This window comes from Enterococcus rivorum (assembly GCF_001742285.1).
Taxonomy (GTDB): Bacteria; Bacillota; Bacilli; order Lactobacillales; family Enterococcaceae; genus Enterococcus_L; species Enterococcus_L rivorum.
On record NZ_MIEK01000081.1, the window covers coordinates 42,633 to 59,606 of the forward strand.

The 16,974-nt window shown below is 35.4% G+C and carries 18 protein-coding genes; 2 read left to right on the top strand and 16 right to left on the bottom strand.

Annotated features, from left to right (window positions below; translation table 11 throughout):
- Positions 1–85 precede the first annotated feature (85 nt).
- The 6 genes from rpoZ to BCR26_RS17590 form a co-directional block, all read right to left on the bottom strand.
- Positions 86–391: a DNA-directed RNA polymerase subunit omega gene (gene rpoZ / locus BCR26_RS17565; protein WP_069700256.1), complete on the bottom strand. Its 306-nt coding sequence runs from the start codon at positions 389–391 to the stop codon at positions 86–88.
- Between the two features lie 4 nt (positions 392–395).
- The gene (gmk, locus tag BCR26_RS17570; protein ID WP_069700257.1) at positions 396–1,010 is read right to left on the bottom strand and encodes a guanylate kinase; all 615 of its coding nucleotides are present in this window, start codon (positions 1,008–1,010) and stop codon (positions 396–398) included.
- Positions 1,011–1,513: 503 nt separating this feature from the next.
- Entirely contained in the window at positions 1,514–2,101 is a 588-nt protein-coding gene (locus BCR26_RS17575) for a histidine phosphatase family protein (protein ID WP_069700258.1), read from the bottom strand.
- Positions 2,102–3,332: 1,231 nt separating this feature from the next.
- Positions 3,333–4,103 (bottom strand): ABC transporter permease, encoded by a 771-nt coding sequence (locus tag BCR26_RS17580; protein ID WP_069700259.1) that lies wholly within the window; start codon positions 4,101–4,103, stop codon positions 3,333–3,335.
- On the bottom strand, positions 4,096–5,064 hold the full coding sequence (locus BCR26_RS17585; RefSeq protein WP_069700260.1) for an ABC transporter ATP-binding protein: 969 nt from the start codon (positions 5,062–5,064) through the stop codon (positions 4,096–4,098). The genes BCR26_RS17580 and BCR26_RS17585 overlap by 8 nt, the downstream gene beginning before the upstream one ends.
- Positions 5,065–5,251: 187 nt before the next feature.
- Positions 5,252–5,527 carry an ArsR/SmtB family transcription factor gene (locus BCR26_RS17590; RefSeq protein WP_069700261.1) on the bottom strand — a complete coding sequence of 92 codons (276 nt, stop codon included), beginning with the start codon at positions 5,525–5,527 and terminating at the stop codon, positions 5,252–5,254.
- Between the two features lie 259 nt (positions 5,528–5,786).
- Between BCR26_RS17590 and BCR26_RS17595 the strand changes: the two genes are divergently transcribed.
- Positions 5,787–6,833, top strand: coding sequence for an Atu2307/SP_0267 family LLM class monooxygenase (locus BCR26_RS17595; RefSeq protein WP_069700262.1), 1,047 nt, complete (start codon positions 5,787–5,789; stop codon positions 6,831–6,833).
- A 92-nt stretch (positions 6,834–6,925) separates the two neighbouring features.
- Here BCR26_RS17595 and BCR26_RS17600 read toward each other — a convergent pair whose 3' ends face one another.
- The 4 genes from BCR26_RS17600 to BCR26_RS17615 all read right to left on the bottom strand — a co-directional run bounded on the left by BCR26_RS17600 (position 6,926) and on the right by BCR26_RS17615 (position 10,123).
- Positions 6,926–7,213 carry a hypothetical protein gene (locus tag BCR26_RS17600; RefSeq protein ID WP_069700263.1) on the bottom strand — a complete coding sequence of 96 codons (288 nt, stop codon included), beginning with the start codon at positions 7,211–7,213 and terminating at the stop codon, positions 6,926–6,928.
- A 77-nt stretch (positions 7,214–7,290) separates the two neighbouring features.
- Complete coding sequence (locus tag BCR26_RS17605; RefSeq protein ID WP_069700264.1) at positions 7,291–8,175, bottom strand: YicC/YloC family endoribonuclease; 885 nt, start codon at positions 8,173–8,175, stop codon at positions 7,291–7,293.
- Positions 8,176–8,192: 17 nt separating this feature from the next.
- On the bottom strand, positions 8,193–8,411 hold the full coding sequence (locus BCR26_RS17610) for a YdbC family protein (protein ID WP_069700265.1): 219 nt from the start codon (positions 8,409–8,411) through the stop codon (positions 8,193–8,195).
- Positions 8,411–10,123, bottom strand: a complete 1,713-nt coding sequence (locus BCR26_RS17615; protein WP_069700266.1) for a patatin-like phospholipase family protein — start codon at positions 10,121–10,123, stop codon at positions 8,411–8,413. Before BCR26_RS17615 ends, BCR26_RS17610 begins: the two co-directional genes overlap by 1 nt.
- 300 nt (positions 10,124–10,423) lie before the next feature.
- Between BCR26_RS17615 and BCR26_RS17620 the strand changes: the two genes are divergently transcribed.
- Positions 10,424–11,893, top strand: coding sequence for a DUF1958 domain-containing protein (locus tag BCR26_RS17620; RefSeq protein ID WP_069700267.1), 1,470 nt, complete (start codon positions 10,424–10,426; stop codon positions 11,891–11,893).
- Between the two features lie 48 nt (positions 11,894–11,941).
- Here the strand turns inward: BCR26_RS17620 and BCR26_RS17625 are convergent, their stop codons facing one another.
- The 6 genes from BCR26_RS17625 to aguA (BCR26_RS17650) form a co-directional block, all read right to left on the bottom strand.
- Positions 11,942–12,169, bottom strand: a complete 228-nt coding sequence (locus BCR26_RS17625) for a hypothetical protein (RefSeq protein WP_069700268.1) — start codon at positions 12,167–12,169, stop codon at positions 11,942–11,944.
- Positions 12,170–12,277: 108 nt separating this feature from the next.
- Positions 12,278–12,745 carry a low molecular weight protein-tyrosine-phosphatase gene (locus tag BCR26_RS17630; RefSeq protein ID WP_069700269.1) on the bottom strand — a complete coding sequence of 156 codons (468 nt, stop codon included), beginning with the start codon at positions 12,743–12,745 and terminating at the stop codon, positions 12,278–12,280.
- Positions 12,746–12,870: 125 nt separating this feature from the next.
- Positions 12,871–13,668, bottom strand: coding sequence for a MurR/RpiR family transcriptional regulator (locus tag BCR26_RS17635; RefSeq protein ID WP_069700270.1), 798 nt, complete (start codon positions 13,666–13,668; stop codon positions 12,871–12,873).
- A 10-nt stretch (positions 13,669–13,678) separates the two neighbouring features.
- Complete coding sequence (gene aguA, locus BCR26_RS17640) at positions 13,679–14,776, bottom strand: agmatine deiminase (RefSeq protein WP_069700271.1); 1,098 nt, start codon at positions 14,774–14,776, stop codon at positions 13,679–13,681.
- 151 nt (positions 14,777–14,927) lie between these two features.
- Positions 14,928–15,866 (bottom strand): carbamate kinase, encoded by a 939-nt coding sequence (arcC, locus tag BCR26_RS17645; protein ID WP_069700272.1) that lies wholly within the window; start codon positions 15,864–15,866, stop codon positions 14,928–14,930.
- 11 nt (positions 15,867–15,877) lie between these two features.
- The gene (gene aguA / locus BCR26_RS17650) at positions 15,878–16,969 is read right to left on the bottom strand and encodes an agmatine deiminase (protein ID WP_069700273.1); all 1,092 of its coding nucleotides are present in this window, start codon (positions 16,967–16,969) and stop codon (positions 15,878–15,880) included.
- Between the last annotated feature and the right edge of the window lie 5 nt (positions 16,970–16,974).

Below are 16,974 nucleotides of genomic sequence, written 5' to 3' on the forward strand. Positions count from 1 at the left end.
TTTTTCAGTAAAAAAGTAACAATTCAAACGGATAAAAGAAAAAAAGTTAGGAAACAGTCACCTAGACTTTCCTAACCCTTATCATTTAGATTCTTTTTTCGTCACGGATACGTTCTTCTAAATCTTTTTGTTCCTGTTCACGTTTTACTTTTTGTTCTTCTTTTGCTAAACGCATACGTTCACGTTTTTCTTCTGGGTTAGGATCGATAATGACTGTTCCAGCATCAATCTCTTCTAACGCTCTCCCGACACTTTTAACAGATTCAAAACTATCAACTGTCGCTTGCATTCCTTCATCTAATTCATGAGCACGTTTACTTGCTAAAATAACAAGAGAATATTTTGATGGTACTTCTTCCAATAATGAGTCAATAGATGGTTTCAACATCATAAGCTTACATCTCCTTCAACATTTTGATATATTTGCCAATCACTCGATCTACTCGAAAATGTTCGCTGGCAATAATTCGTTTAATTCGCTTAACCGCTAACGGCACTTCATCATTCACCACAGCATAATCATAAAGAGCCATCATTTCGATTTCTTCACGAGCGACACGCATGCGTTCTTCAATCACGGATTCTTCATCCGTTCCTCGACCAACTATTCTACATTTTAACTCCACCAAATCTGGTGGCGTTAAAAAGATAAAGACACCATCTGGTACTTTGTCTTTTACTTGCTGAGCTCCTTGCACTTCAATTTCTAAAAAGACATCTTTTCCTTCATCAAGCGTTTGGTTTACATAAGTTAATGGCGTTCCATAATAGTTCCCCACATATTCAGCATACTCTAACATCTCGCCTGCTTCAATCATTGCTTCAAATTCTTCTCGTGTTCGAAAGTAGTAATCTACTCCTTCTACTTCACCTTCTCGCATCTGCCGAGTCGTCATAGAAATCGAGTACTGAAAATCATGATCTTCACTATCAAAAATCGCTTTCCGCACTGTTCCTTTTCCGACCCCAGAAGGACCTGATAATACAATTAATAACCCACGCTCTGACATGACGACTTCCTTTCACCCTTTTGTTTTTACGTATTAGTACTATAATGCACTTTTTTTCTGAAATTTTCAAGAGTTTCTCCTTAAAAAATCATTTTTGTTGGTTTATTTTTTTAATCAAGTCGTAAAAAGAGGAAATAACGAAAAATAGCTCTTTAATTGAGCGTTATTATAATAGGTAGAGAATGAATCGATAATGGTAAGAACGTGCTGTTTAAGAGAGTGAATCGAAAAATGACCAAAAAAGAAATAGGTTTTAGTTGCTAAGCTACTTATAATTTATTCGGGAAGAAATACTTCTATTGAAAAACATGTTAGCACTACAAAATCTTATAATTTGCTCTTTTAAATATACACATATTACCCTTCTATGCGTTTTGATTGCTCTATTTTATTAGTCACATCGAAGAACGAAAAGAGTCTCCTATAAATAGAAAACTTTTTTATTAGTATTCAAAAAAACTAACTTTTCTTCTCTGTGTAACTATTTATTCCTGCTTATTCATCTATATTTTACTATCAAAGTTGTGATTTACAGCTTTTTTAAACGTAAACTTCTCTTCTTCATATTCAAATTCTAATATGCAACAGTTAGCAAATTTAATTTTGCTAACCTCCTCGTAAGGCAACCATTTCTGAATAAATAGGTACATTGCACCTCCATGACTAACCGCTAAAACATTGTCTTGTTCTTCCATTATAGAAGTAAGCGTATCATTCATTCTTTTTTGAACATCTTTAGAGGATTCACCACCATAAGGTACAAAAGAATCTCCAAAAGAAGTCTCTCCGGCAGGACGTTGAGGATTAATCCGTTCACTCTCCCCTTCAAACGTACCAAAATTCCATTCTTTCAACCCTTTTTTACGCCTATAATCATTGTTTCCAATAATAATTTCTAAAGTATCTGAAGCACGTTCTTGAGTTGAAGAATAAAAGTTTTCTAGTTTAATTTGATTCAATTCAAAATATTTTTTAGCAACCTTAGCTTGCTCAATTCCATCACTGGTTAGAGGGGAATCACATGCACCTTGTATTTTTTCTAATTTGTTAAAAAGAGTTTGTCCGTGCCTCATTAAATATAATTTTTTCATTCCTATCACCTCTCTATATTAAATTCAAAACCATTATAGCACTTAGAGTTCACTCTAAATCAAGCTGTTTTGTTATGGAAATCTTTAATCACACGTCTCAACAGATTGCGAAGTGTTACATAGAAGATTCGTGAAGAAAAAGTCCGTGACACATTCAAAAATTTTTAAATACGGCAAAAACGAGGTTGGGACAGAAGTGTTCAGCTCTGAGAAATAAGAAGGAATTGCTACTGATCCCACCGTTTATTCGGATAGAAAGAGCATGATATTTAGGCTCCCCACATAGGGTTCATATTGGACGTACTTTTCTGACTTACCGAATCCAAAAGATGAACCAAAAAATTATCAAATAGATATTTTTAGTATTTTCTTTTATTTCGTAATAGGATTACTAGCATTCCTAATTTGTCAATAATTGTAACTCTTGCTAAGACCCCAAACAACCTGCTACTATCAGCTGCTACAATCATCTTTTTTTCAAATACTATTTTTACAATAACATCTGCGCTGATTCTGCTTCACTAATATCGACAGTGTTTTCTTCTTCCTTATTAATTTCGCCTTCGAAATCTTCATATTAATTAATCAGTTTTTCGAGAATTATAAAACCCCTATTTCATTTTCTATTCGTTTACTTTCTTTTCCCATCTCTTCTTTTATCTCCCACTAATATTTCATTTTCTATTCGTTTACTTTCTTTTCCCATCTCTTCTTTTATCTCCCACTAATACCTTAATATAGTCAATTTAATAGCATTATCCAAGTTCATTCAATCATTGCGCGTCATTGTATTCCAATGTTTTTTATAGGTTTTCAATACAAATTAACTTAGTCATTTCAACTTCAATACTATTTTTTGTTTGCTAACCGCACCAAAAACAGTCATCTAAAAAAATCTATGTACAGATAACTTTTTTTATAGTAGTAAACCTTTTTACTCAAACAATTCAAAATTTAGACAAATTCTTTAATTTCATTACATCACAAAGTGTCCATTATCTCAAAGCTCTGTGACTAAAGGAGATGTCCTGAATCTTCTTGGCATTTTTCTGTATCACTATTATAGCTTTCCCCACTTCACTAACAAGTGGATCACTTTTACCAACAAATCACTTAACGAACAACTCTATTAAACACACAAAATACCCTATTGACGACCTTTCAAAATCGTTCAACAGGGTATCATTCAACATACTTCATAAAATACTAACAGACTTTTTTCTCTTCCTCGTTAACTCCTCAACCCACGACCTCTATCAATTAGATGCCAACAAACAGTATAGAGAACTACGATAAAAAGAATTAAGATAATCATAGATAACGCAATTGGTACATCGATGGTTCCTAAAAAACCGTAGCGGAAGCCTGAAATCATGTAAACAATTGGATTAATTTTTGAGACTGCTTGCCAGATAGGTGGCAACATTGAAATAGCATAAAATACGCCACCAAGATAGGTTAAAGGTTGTAAAACAAAGGTTGGTACGATTGATACATCATCAAATGATTGGGCAAAAATACCATTAAGCAAACCTGCTAAGGAAAATAGAATTGCTGTCATCAGTAATGTGACGATGATAATAACCCATGAATAAACATGGAGGGGTACAAAGAGTAGCGAAACAATCGTTACAAGTGTTCCCACTAAAATACTTCTACCCAATCCACCAAGAACAAAGCCCCAGATGATGACATGCGTCGGTACTGGCGCAATCAATAATTCTTCAATATTTTTTTGAAACTTTTGCGAAAAAAATGACGATGCCACATTGGAATAAGAGCTTGTGATAACTGACATCATAATAAGACCCGGTACAATAAATTCCATATAGGAAAATCCTGCCATATCTCCAATCCGTCCACCTATTAGATTACCAAAAATAACAAAGTATAATGACGTTGTAATTACTGGTGGCACTAGTGTTTGTACCCAAATGCGTAAGTATCGATTCGTTTCTTTAACTGCTAAACTTTTTAAAGCTGTAAAATAAAGGTTAAACATTTTTACTCTCCTTCTTCGTGCCTTGGAAATCGGAACTGACATCCCCATGACGTTTTTCTTCTGTGATCTTCAAAAATAGCTCTTCTAATCGATTAGATTTATTACGCATCGAAAGAACTTTTATCCCTTGTTTGCTAAGCTGCTGAAAGATACCGTTCATTCCCTGATTACGTTCGACTTCTACAGCCAATGTCAGCTCATCTTCAAAAGCGCTTGTATATCCTACAATTTCAGGTTTTTTCTCAAAAGGCGCTAAGTCAAAAAGGAAGGTTTCAAATTTTAATTTTGACAACAACGTTTTCATACTAGTATTTTCAATCATCTCACCAGACTGAATAATACCGATATTGCGGCAAAGCATTTCTGCTTCCTCTAGATAATGGGTCGTCAGGATAATCGTTGTCCCATTTTCGTTTAATTTCCTTAAAAACTCCCACATCTCACGTCTTAACTCAATATCCACTCCTGCTGTTGGTTCATCTAAAATAAGCAAACGCGGCTCATGCATCAGTGCTCGTGCAATCATTAATCTGCGCTTCATCCCACCAGAGAGCATCCGCGCACGAACATTACGCTTTTCCCACAAGTCAGATTGCTTCAAATATTTTTCACTACGTTTTAACGCCTCTGCGCGAGGAACGCCATAATAGCCTGCCTGATTGACAACAATTTGTTGGACAGTTTCAAATGGATTAAAGTTAAACTCTTGAGGAACCAAACCAATTTGTTGCTTTGCACGAACTAAATCAGTATCAAGATCATAGCCAAAAACCTTTACTGATCCTGATGTCTTATTAACTAGGGACGTAATGATACCAATCGTCGTTGATTTACCAGCACCATTAGGACCTAACAGTGCATAAAAATCTCCTTCTTCTACCGTTAGATTAATGCCACGCAACGCCTTAACACCTGTTGCATAGACCTTTTTTAAATCGTTTATTTCAAGTGCATATGTCATCTAATTTTTATCTCCTTATAGGCTTGATTTTTGACCATCTGTAAATAAAATCTCGTTTTCACTTCTTTTAAAAATGATACTTCTTTACTATTTCTCCTGATTTTTTCAAGGCTTTTTTATTGAATATACTAGTCTTTCCTGTTTACTATCAACACATATACCCATTATTTTTAAAAAAATAACCCCTTCATCCACTGAAAAATAATTGCTTCATAGAGTCTATAAATTCATGGGCAAAATCTTCTTTTAAGCTATAATGGTGCCACTGACCCCTTTTGCTTACCGAAACAATTCCAGCTTTTTCTAAAACTTTCATATGATGAGAAAGAGTTGGCTGGGTAAACTCAAAATGTTTTAATACATCACACGCGCACAAACTACCGTGGGAAAGAAGATCAATAATCTTCATCCGATTGGAATCGGCCATCGCCTTAAGTATAAATGACGTTCTCTCATAATCCATTTTATCTCCTCCTAAACATAGACGGATATCTATATAAAATATAGATGAACATCAATATAATGTCAAGTAAAGTTCTTCATACCATTCCAATCGACTACTAATCTATCTGATGCAGATCCATAGACAACATCTAAACGAAATGTTAAACTTACTAAAAGTAAGTAAAAACACAAAGTTTATACAAAAGAATATAAAAAATAGTCAGATGTCTTCTAAATCAATAGATATCTATGCTATATCGAAAGGAACGAACAATACCATGACTGTAGACGTGAAAGAATTAAAATTTGGATTAGATACTTTTGGTGACGTGGCATATGACGACCATACACAACAATTGATGTCTTATGCGCAATCTTTGCGTAATATTGTAGAGGAAGGAAAATTAGCTGACCAGCTAGGGATTGATGTTATTGCTTTAGGAGAACACCATCGGGATGAATTTTCCATCTCTAGTCCCGAAACGGTTTTAGCAGCCCTTTCTACTGTCACAAAAAATATTATTTTAGGAACTGGAGTAACTGTCTTAAGTTCTGACGATCCAGTCCGTGTTTACGAACGCTTTGCTACCTTAGACGCTTTGTCAAATGGACGTGCTCAAATCATGTTAGGAAGAGGCTCTTTTACCGAATCGTTTCCTTTATTTGGTTACGATTTAAATGATTATGACGCTTTATTTGAAGAAAAAATTGCTCTGTTTAATGAGCTTCTAAAAGAAGAACCCCTTAATTGGAGAGGAAACCTGACTCAAACATTAACAAATACAGAGCTTTTTCCTAAGTTGGAAGGACATTCCTTAGATACACATGTCGGTGTAGGCGGATCACCAGAGTCTATCATTCGAGCGGCTAAGTATGGATTTCCCTTGATGTTAGCTATCATCGGTGGAGAACCGACCCGCTTTAATCCCTATATTGACTTGTATAAAAGATCCGCAGAACAGTTTGGACAAATCGCTCACCCAATTGGTATGCACTCGCATGGCGTCATCGCTGACACCGATCAAGAAGCGGAAGAAATTGCTTGGAACTATATAAGGAAAGCTATGTCTCGTATTGGTTCAGAACGCGGTTGGCCTGAAATGACCCGCGAACGCTTTGACTTTGAAATAACAGCAGGCTCTTATTATGTGGGTAGTCCAGAAACAGTAGCCAAAAAAATTGCAAAAACACTAAGCTCTATGGACATTAAACGCTTTGACCTTGTCTATGGTGCAGGCGGTCAATTACAGCGCGATCGTTTTCGTACGATTCAACTATATGGTGAAAAAGTGATTCCAATGGTAAAAGAATTATTAAGGAAATAAACAACTACTACCAACACAAAAATATCTTTCAAAAAAACAGCACTACACGAGTTTTTGTTGCAACTCGCGTAGTGCTGTTTTTATCTTATTAGTTATATTCCCATATTTGAAAGAGTATTAACAACGTTTATTATTTCATCGCGATGCTTAATTTTCTTATCTACGGGTCCGTCGACTATTCTCACATCAATCCGAACAACAAATTTACGAGTAAGTGTCACATAGGTATCTTCATTCACACGAATATTTAAAGCTTTTTCTGTCAAAGATTCACAAGCATCCATCCAAACTTCAAAAGGTTCACGCTCAGACATAATTTGTCTTTTAATAACTGCTTTACCACCTAATTCATGGAATGTTACATCATAATATTTTACCATTTGTCTTCCACCTCATCACTTTCATACAGTTCATTATAATACAGTTTGAGAAAAAGAAATACCAAAAGAAATTTTGACTACTCAATGTTTTGAATTTGTTCTCGAATTTTTTCAAGAATCGTTTTCATTTGAATCACACTATTTTTAATTTCGATAGAGCTAGATTTTGAACCAATGGTATTGACTTCACGATTCATTTCTTGAATTAGAAAATCTAGTTCTCTGCCAACAGGTGTTTTTTGTTTTAGAAGCTCCTGTAGCTTTTCAATATGAATAACTAGACGATCTAATTCCTCATGAATATCGCCTTTTTCCAGTAAAATAGCCATCTCCGTTAACAATCTAGATTCATCTACTTGTCCACCAAGCCAATCATTCAGTTTCATCTCAAAACGTTCTTGGTATTCTTTTTCATAGACCTCTACAAAAGTAGCAAGCTCCGTCACTAACTGAATGAAATCTTGTCCGTAATTCGAAAGAACTTGTTGAATCTTTTCGCCTTCTTGTAAACGACTTTTATCAATTTTTTCAACTGCTTTTGCAACTGTCGCAAGAACTAAGTCACCAAAAGCTTCATCTGTTTCTTGTCCCTCAATTACTTCTACATAGTCTGTATTATTCAGTAACTGATTCATGCTCTCAACTGGATCAAAGGATATAGTACCATAAGTATCATGTAACTTTTTCTGAAGGGAACCAAACAATTGATCGACCAATTCCCAATGAACACGAACTTCTTTGTTGCCTGTACTCGTTTGGGTAATATTGATATACGCTTCTATTCGCCCTCTTTCCAGTGTATTTTTAATCACTTGGCGAATCGCTAAATCATATGAATTAACTTCTTTTGGTGCTCGTAATTGAATATCTAAAAAACGTTGGTTTACGCTTTTTAATTCCACATCGATTTGATACTGATCATTTTGAAATGTTTCTTTTCCAAAGCCAGTCATACTTTTCATTGACAGGGTGCTCCTTCTTACATAGATTTTATAGCGTCACGCAATGTTTCAAATTCTTCATTTGATAAGGTAATCCCTTTGCCCATTTTTTCGTGATTGGGTGCCCAATCTCTCAAATCAAATTTCGGTGGACGTTCATTCCAGCTTACTAAATTAAATTCTTTGCGCCAACCTTTTGGATTTTCTGAAAGAACGGCGATTTCTTCTACAATCTCATACGAAAATTCTTGAGTCATTATTCCCACACTCCTTGTTTGATAAATTCTTTAAATAGGACTTGTAACAGCTGAACAGGCAGTTTATCCATGATTGAGCTCACTTTGCTTTGTTTCTGGGTAGTCTCTATTTCTGACTCTTGATGAAGTAATTCTGTTAACAATTTCAATTGTTGTTTTTCAGAAAGCAGGAAGTAATCTTCATAGTATTTTTTCAGCCACTCTTGTACTGAAATTAACCCCACTTCTTCGGTTTCTTCGATTTCTTCGATTTTTTCTTCCCATTTCACTTTCAAAAGAGTTACTAGTTCATTGATAGTATAAATCTTTGTTGCTAAAATAGCATCATTTTTTGCTAATAATTCTAGCAAGACCAAACCTATATTTTCTAAATACACCCTGTCTTTATAAATATTACGCAATTTTTGACAGATTTTTTTTACTTTTTCTGGCGAATGAAGAACGTTTAGTCGATACGCCTTTTCTATATACTGCATAAATTGTTTCCCTAGTTGATTAATTTTTGAAAAATCTTCTTGAAAAGTATACCAATAGCCGCTATATTTTCCAAAGGCCTTCAATGTTTCTAAATAGCCTAGTTGAATATTTTCGCTAGAACGCACACTATCAAACAACAAAACAGCCCCCATGGACCATGGTGTTTTTAAGGTTAAACAGTTGACATTTTCCGGAACTTTGACTGATTTAGTTACCCCAGGCCCTTTTACATCAACAATAATACACTCCGTTGCACCTTGATTTAATGCGATATCTACTGGAACATTATTACCGTACCCACCATCAACATAATAGCGATCTGCAATTTTTGTCGCTGCCATTGCTGGAAAAAAAGAAGCGGAAGCTAACAACCATTTTTTCCATTGATTCGTCTCACATGAATTCACATGAATCGTTTTTTCTTGTAATGATGGGATCTCTGTCGTGACTAAAAAGAAATCTATCGTCGATTGATTTAATTTTTTTACCGAAAAAGTATTATTAATCAAACGTTTTAAAGGTTCGGTTGAAACACCATTCGACTGAATTGCTGCAACAGTAAAGGCGCCAATCTGACTCATAAGACCCCCCAAAGTATCCACTGACATTTTGCTACTAGGAAAAGCTAATATTTTTTGCGTTTCGATTTTTTCCCACATATCTTTAGCCACTTCAAAATCATCTTGGACAATTAAAGCTCCGTTAAGCGCGCCCACTGAGGTACCTGTAATCAACGAAAATGAAATCCCTACTTCTTTCAAGGCTTGCCAAACACCAACCTGATATGCCCCTCGAGCACCCCCACCTCCTAAAACCAACGCTGTATGGTATGAAAGCTTTTTAGTGATTACTTGGGATTCACTCCATTCAAATCCATTTTGTGCGAATAAAGATTGCACATTCAAGTCGATACTCCCAGATAATCGAATGGCTATTTTAGACATAAATGTTTTTTTAAAAAAATAATCAAGAATATTAAAAAACTCAGTCCAGCTAAATCGGTTCATATCACAAACTAAAAAATTATGAATTTCTTTATTTTTCAACACAAGAAAAGCCCGAATTGCTTTCCCTTTATAGACTGAATATGCAGTTTGGTTATTTTCTGTTACTTCCGCAAGAAGAGTTTTTCTAGCATGAGAGTGAGTGGAATAGAACGGTGGAATCAGTTTACTCTCACTTACCGCACTCAAATACTGGTCGTATTCTGAAGCCATTATTTTTTCTATTCTCATTCTTATCACCTCTCTGTCAATAGTATACCAAATATAAAAAATAAAAAATTTAAGAATTTTTAGAAAACAACCCTATTTCAATCATTTTTCGAGTAAAATAGAATTATTATTACTTTTCCAGTCAAACATGTAAATTTATATTTATCTTGCGAAAGTAAAAAATTGGCGTTTATATGCAGCCAAATTTAGTTTATACTGATAGAGGTGACTTACTCTTTACTAAGCAACTTCTGAAAATGACTGATTACTTAGTAATAAAAAATATATCTATCTAAAAAATAAAAACTGAAGGAGTCTTACATGAAACAAAAAATGTTTTTCGTTAAAATAAGTACTATTTTATTACTTAGTAGCGCTTTATTTGGTCTATTTGTGCCTAAAACGGCACATGCGGAAGATATCGTTGATATCACACGAGCTGCTGGCTATACAGTAAACGGAATTTATCGTCCTAAGGCATCGATTATTATTGATGCTACTAACGGAAATGTACTTTGGGAAGATAATCCTGACCTTCCATGGAGTCCAGCTAGTACATCTAAAATGATGACTGTATACTTGGCTTTTGAAGCTATGGAACAAGGAAAGTTTAACTTAGATACAACTATTACTGCCACAGAGACACATGCAAAAATTTCTCGAATTCATGCATTAAGTAATAACAAAATTGTAGCTGGAGTAGACTACCCTATTAGAGAACTACTTTCAATGATTATCGTTCCTTCTTCAAATGTCGCGACAGTAATGTTAGCAAATCTGATTTCCAATAATGATGAAGCTGCTTTTGTTCAAATGATGAATGATAAGTGTGCTGAATTAGGTATGTCAAACTCTATGTTCTACAACTGTAGTGGTGCCCAAATTTCTTCTTTCCAAGGCTATTATGCACCAATTGGCATAGATCCGAATGCAGACAATCAATCTTCTGCAAGAGATCTATCTATAATGACTTACAATATGCTTAAAAAATATCCAGAAATCTTGGAATATACTAAAAGCCCGGTTGTTACAGTTATGTCTGGAACTCCTTATGCAGAAACATTCGAAACTTATAATCATTCTTTAGAAGGTGCAATGTATTCATTCCAAGGAATGGATGGACTAAAAACAGGTTCTAGCCCAACTGCTAATTTCAACTATATTGGAACAGCAAAACGTGGAGATACAAGCCTTATCGAAGTTATTCTAGGAGCAGGTAACTGGGCTGATCAAGCTGGCGAACACGAACGACATCCTTTTGGAAATGCGATTCTGGAAAGAGCCTTTTCTACTTACGAATATAAAAAATTACTTTCTAAAGGAAGCAACCAAATCGACGGCAAAGAAATTTCACTTGCTCAAGATTTCTACGGTGTGGTTCCAAAAAACAGCACACCGAAATTCACTTTAGAAAACAATCAATTGCTTTTAAACAACGGATTAGCTCAAGTTTCTGAAAAGATTCCTGCACAATCTGTAGAGTATACTGAAAAACAACCATCACAAGGGTCAAACAATAACAAGAAAGAAACAACAAAAAAAGAAAATACCACAATGACTGATTCAGAACTACCTATTATTGAATATGTAGTTAGTGCCATGGTAGCTATCCTAGGTGGTATCTTTATGGTTCTTACTCCGATGACTAGAAGACCTGCTCATGGACGAAGAGCTCGTCATTCAACTGGCATGCGTCCGCTATTCCTTTTAGGGCTTATCTTGTTAGCAAGTGGTATTACACTAGGTGTTTTATCTTGGCAAATGGGTACATGGTTTCCGTTTCAATTCTAACTAAGAAAACTCCAACTTCCGTTATGACGGTGGCTGGAGTTTTTTTAGTTAGATTGTTTTACTTTGCACTTCTTTTACTCGTTGATAGCCATAACGAATGGCTGCAAAAATGAAAATTAAAGGAGAACAGAAGAGAGAAACTGCAAACCACTCTACATTATAAACTTCCATAAAAGATAAATGGTAAGTCACTGCATAGACTAATGGGAGACAAAAAATCAGCAACAAATAATATAAAGTCATTTCAAAAACCATTGATTTATAAAACTGTTTCATTTTTTAGCCTCCCTTCTATTTTTAACTAAGTGTTTTTATTATAAGTTAACTTGCTACTACAGTATAAAATTTTACCCCCTCTTTTACATCATTCTTAAGTCTGATATTTTAGGTTAATCTTTCTTTTACTTTTTCCAGCCAAGCATTTGTTCCTTCATCTACTAAGTCAAAGGTTTGTTGAAAATCCCCAGTATAGTAAGGATCAGGTACTTCCATTGTTTCTTTCCCTGCAACAATTGATAGAAACAAATGAATCTTGTCATGAGTTGTCACAGGTGCTATTCGTTTTAATTCTTTTACATTATTATCATCCATGCCAATAATCAAATCATAGGTTTCAAAATCTTCTTTCGTAATTTGAGTGGAGCGCATTCCGTCAGTAGATATGTTTTTTTCTCTCAAGATTTTTTGTGTCCCATGATGCGGCGGATTCCCAGCCTCCCAACTACTGGTAGCTGCTGAATAAGTAAAAATAGATTGCTCTAATTCAGCTTGCTTTACTTTCTGTTTAAACAGACCTTCTGCCATTGGGGAGCGACAAATGTTGCCTAAGCAAACAAATAAAATTTTTTCCATGTAAACACCCTTTCTATCTATGTATGATTAAATCATGTAACAATAAACAAAGCAATTTATTCCAGTTGATGCTACCATTTTGTTTTCTTGTCAAAAATAAAAAAACAGAAGATAACTTCTACTGTTTATCGAAAGACTAAATGATATTCCCCATCATCTGCACTTTCTAAGTATTGGTATAAAATCAGCTCTAAAATTGCAATTATTGAAATGTGAGACGTAATTTCCATCTTGTTTAAAAATAATTCATCTGTAAAAACATAGAAATTGATATCACTCATATTTTGAACGACATTATTGTCTGCACCTGTTAATGAAACAACTAAAGGCTGAATCTTATTTTTTAAATACTGCATCAAGTGAATCCATTCTTCATCTTTTCCTTGGTAGGTTAAAACAAAGACAATATCTTTTGAAGTAATTTGTTTTTGAACGACTTTTCTTGTCGGATGGTCATCGGGAAAAACAACTAAGAAGCCTGCTGCGACAAATAGGTACTTAGCGTAATTCATCAGTTGCTTGTTCATCCCTTTTGCAAATAAGTAGATAATTGGTTTGCTTTTTAAATATTCTGCAACAGTTATTAGTTTTTGTGTATCAATCACACGAACCGATTCGTTAATATTTTTTAAGTACTCTTCCCGATAATCTTTTTGGGAAACGACAAATGGACTGGCTTTTTCTTGAATGGTTTGATTAAGGAGTGTATATTTTATGACCGTCGTAAATTCACTGTAGCCAGAAAAGCCAATTTTTCTTACAAATCTTAGAAAGGTGGTCGTTGAAACAAAGCAATCATCTGAAATTTCTCGAATACTTTTATTTTTAATCGCGTTAAGATTTTTTACAACATAATCAAAAAGGAGATGCTCATTTTTTGTTAGCTCTGGAACATGGGGATTCACTACTTCAAAAAAATCCATTTTCTCTCTCCTACCTTCCTTTAGGAATACTTTGAGCGATACAATGAATGTTGCCCCCGCCAAGTAAGATTTCTCGAGCAGGTACACCAACAATTTTTCGATCTGGATAGAGATTTTTTAACAGATTTTCTGCTAACTGGTCATTTTTATCATCAAAAGTTGGATACACAATTCCTTTATTGGCCGTATAGTAACTGACGTAACTAGCAGTTAGTCGGTCACCTGGAAACCGAGGCAACATGCCATTCACCGGGTCAACTTCTTGACTTTCTTCGGTGGTAATATACATTGGTTCTGGCATCAGCATTTTATGAATAATTAGTTTTCTTCCTTTTGCATCTGTCTCCGATTTTAATACTTCATACGCAGCATGAGAAATTGCATATTGTGGATCTGTGATATCCTCTGTCCAAGTCAGTACTACTTCTCCAGGGCGAACAACATTTAAAATATTGTCAATATTCCCATTTGTTTCGTCTAAAAAATAGCCTTGCTTAATCCAAATAATTTTTTCTACATTACAATATTCCTTCAACGTAGCTTCAATTTCAGCTTTAGATAAATGACCATTTCTTCCTTCTGAAAGCAGAACTTCCTCTGTTGTAAAAAGAGTGCCTTCACCGTCCACATGAATAGAACAGCCTTCCAAGATAAAACTAGCTAAAGAATAATAGTCGATATGATTAAATTCACAGACTTTTTCTGCAATCAAATCATCTTGATCCCATGGAAAATAAAGACCATCTAGTAGTCCTCCCCAAGCATTGAATCGCCAATCCACTCCACGAACTTCTTTTTCTTGGTTGATTACATAAATAGGTCCGTAATCTTTCATCCAAGCATCGTTGTTACTCATTTCCAACACACGAATCTGATTTGGCAACAGGTTGCGCGCATTACGATACTGCTTAGCAGAAACCAACATTGTGACCGGTTCAAAGAGCGCAATGGCAGTCGCTACTGCAGTAAAAGCTAATTGCGCCGGTTTTCCACCATTGCGCCAATTGTCTGCTCTTTCAGGCCAAATCATATAGGTTTCACGATGGTCTTCAAACTCACCAGGCATCCAAAACCCATCTTTTCTCGGACTTCCTTCTTGTAATTTCATAGCGGATACACCCCTTCTATGTAAGCCTCACATTTTAAATATATCAGAAAGGACTTTCTGACACCAGTTCTTTCTGTTGGATAGAAAAGGCTAGGACGAAACAAGAAACAATCTGTGTTTTGTCCCAGCCTATTTAATTTCTATAGCAACTCTATGCTGTAATAATGGTACCTGTTTCTTCTAATAATAAATTTTTGATATTTTCTAAGGAGGTAATCACGGCTTTTCCTCTAGGATTTTCTTTAATAAAAGCAATTGCCGCTTCTACTTTCGGTAACATACTTCCTGGCGCAAATTGATTTTGTTGAATATAGTTTTCTATCTCCATTACCGTTACTTTTGTTAAATCTTTTTGATTCGGCTCATTATAATTGATGCAGACATGGTCTACCCCAGTCAAAATAACTAACATATCTGCATGAACAAGAGCCGCAATTTTTTCAGAAGCAAAATCTTTATCAATCACAGCTTCTATTCCCTTGTATTGTCCGTTACGAATAACCACTGGAATACCACCGCCACCGCCAGCTATAGTAACAACACCACTTTCTACTAACTGTTGAATAACAGGATATTCGACAATATCAATGGGTTTTGGTGAAGGAACGACTTTACGATAACCACGTCCCGCGTCTTCTTTAAAAACGGCACCTGTTTTTTCACTTTCTTGATCCGCTTCCTCTGCACTTAAAAATGGTCCGATTGGTTTACTTGGTGATTGAAAAGCTGGATCTTCCTCACTAACCACAACCTGTGTCAAAATAGTTGTAGCTAATTTAGAAATTCCTCTTTTTTTCAATTCATCCACTAGCGCATTTTCAAGCCAATATCCGATACTTCCTTGTGTCATTGCAACAGCTGTATCTAAAGGCATTGCCGGATTTTGAAGTGTTGCTCCTAATTGTTGTTGAAGTAATAGATTTCCCACTTGAGGTCCATTGCCATGAGTAATAATCAATTCATGCCCAGCTTCTACAAAATCAGCTAGATAATACGCTGTATCAGCTAAAGCTTTTTGTTGTCCTTGTGCGCTAGGATTATTCGTTAGAATAGCATTACCACCTAACGCAACAACGATTCTTTTCTTCATCACTGGCTCCCTCATTTCGGTACTTGCTGTGTAATACAATGGATATTTCCGCCACCTAATAAAATTTCCCTTGCAGGAACACCGACCACTTTACGATCAGGATAAAGCTCTGTTAATAAATCCAATGCTTTCTTATCATTTGGATCATCAAATAACGGTAAGATAACACCACCATTGGCTGTATAGTAATTGGCATAGCTTGCCGCCAAACGATCTCCTTGTTCTCTTGGTAATGTACCGTCTACTGCATCAACCCCCAAACTTTCTTCTTCTGTGATTAATACTGGTTTCGGTACATACATTTTATGAACTTTTAGTTTTCTACCTTTTGCATCGGTTTCAGACTCTAGGATTTCTAGACATTCTTTAGAAATTTCATATTGGGGATCATTTTCATCATCTGTCCAAGCTAAAACAACTTCTCCAGGTTTCACGATATTGATAATGTTATCTACGTGTCCATTAGTTTCATCTAAATAAATGCCACGTTTTAACCAGATGATTTTTTCTAACGATAAGTATTCTTTCAACACTTGTTCGATTTGTTCTTTTGACAATTGAGGATTTCGTCCAGCAGAAAGTAAACATTCTTCCGTTGTAATTAATGTTCCTTCTCCATCAACATGGATTGAGCCCCCTTCTAAAACAAAATCATTCAAGCGATAACGATCTTTTCGTTCCACTTCACAGATTTTTTGAGCAACTTGATCGTCTTTATCCCATGGGAAGTATAGTCCATCCTCTAATCCACCCCATGCATTAAATGCCCAGTCTACTCCACGGATTTCGCCTGCATCATTTTTTACAAATGTCGGTCCACAATCTCGTACCCACGCATCATCGTTCGCAATTTCAATCACGCGTATGTCTTCTGGCAGCATATGCCGAGCGTTGTCGTACTGTTCTGGTGAAACAGCTACCGTCACTGGTTCAAATTCATTGATCGCTACTGCAACATCTACAAATGTTTTTTGAGCAGGTTTCCCTCCATTACGCCAATTATCTGGACGCTCTGGCCAAATAATATAAACTCCTTGGTGCGGTTCAAATTCACCAGGCATACGGAAGCCGTCTTTTTTTGGTGAGCTATCAATTGTTTTCATTTTTT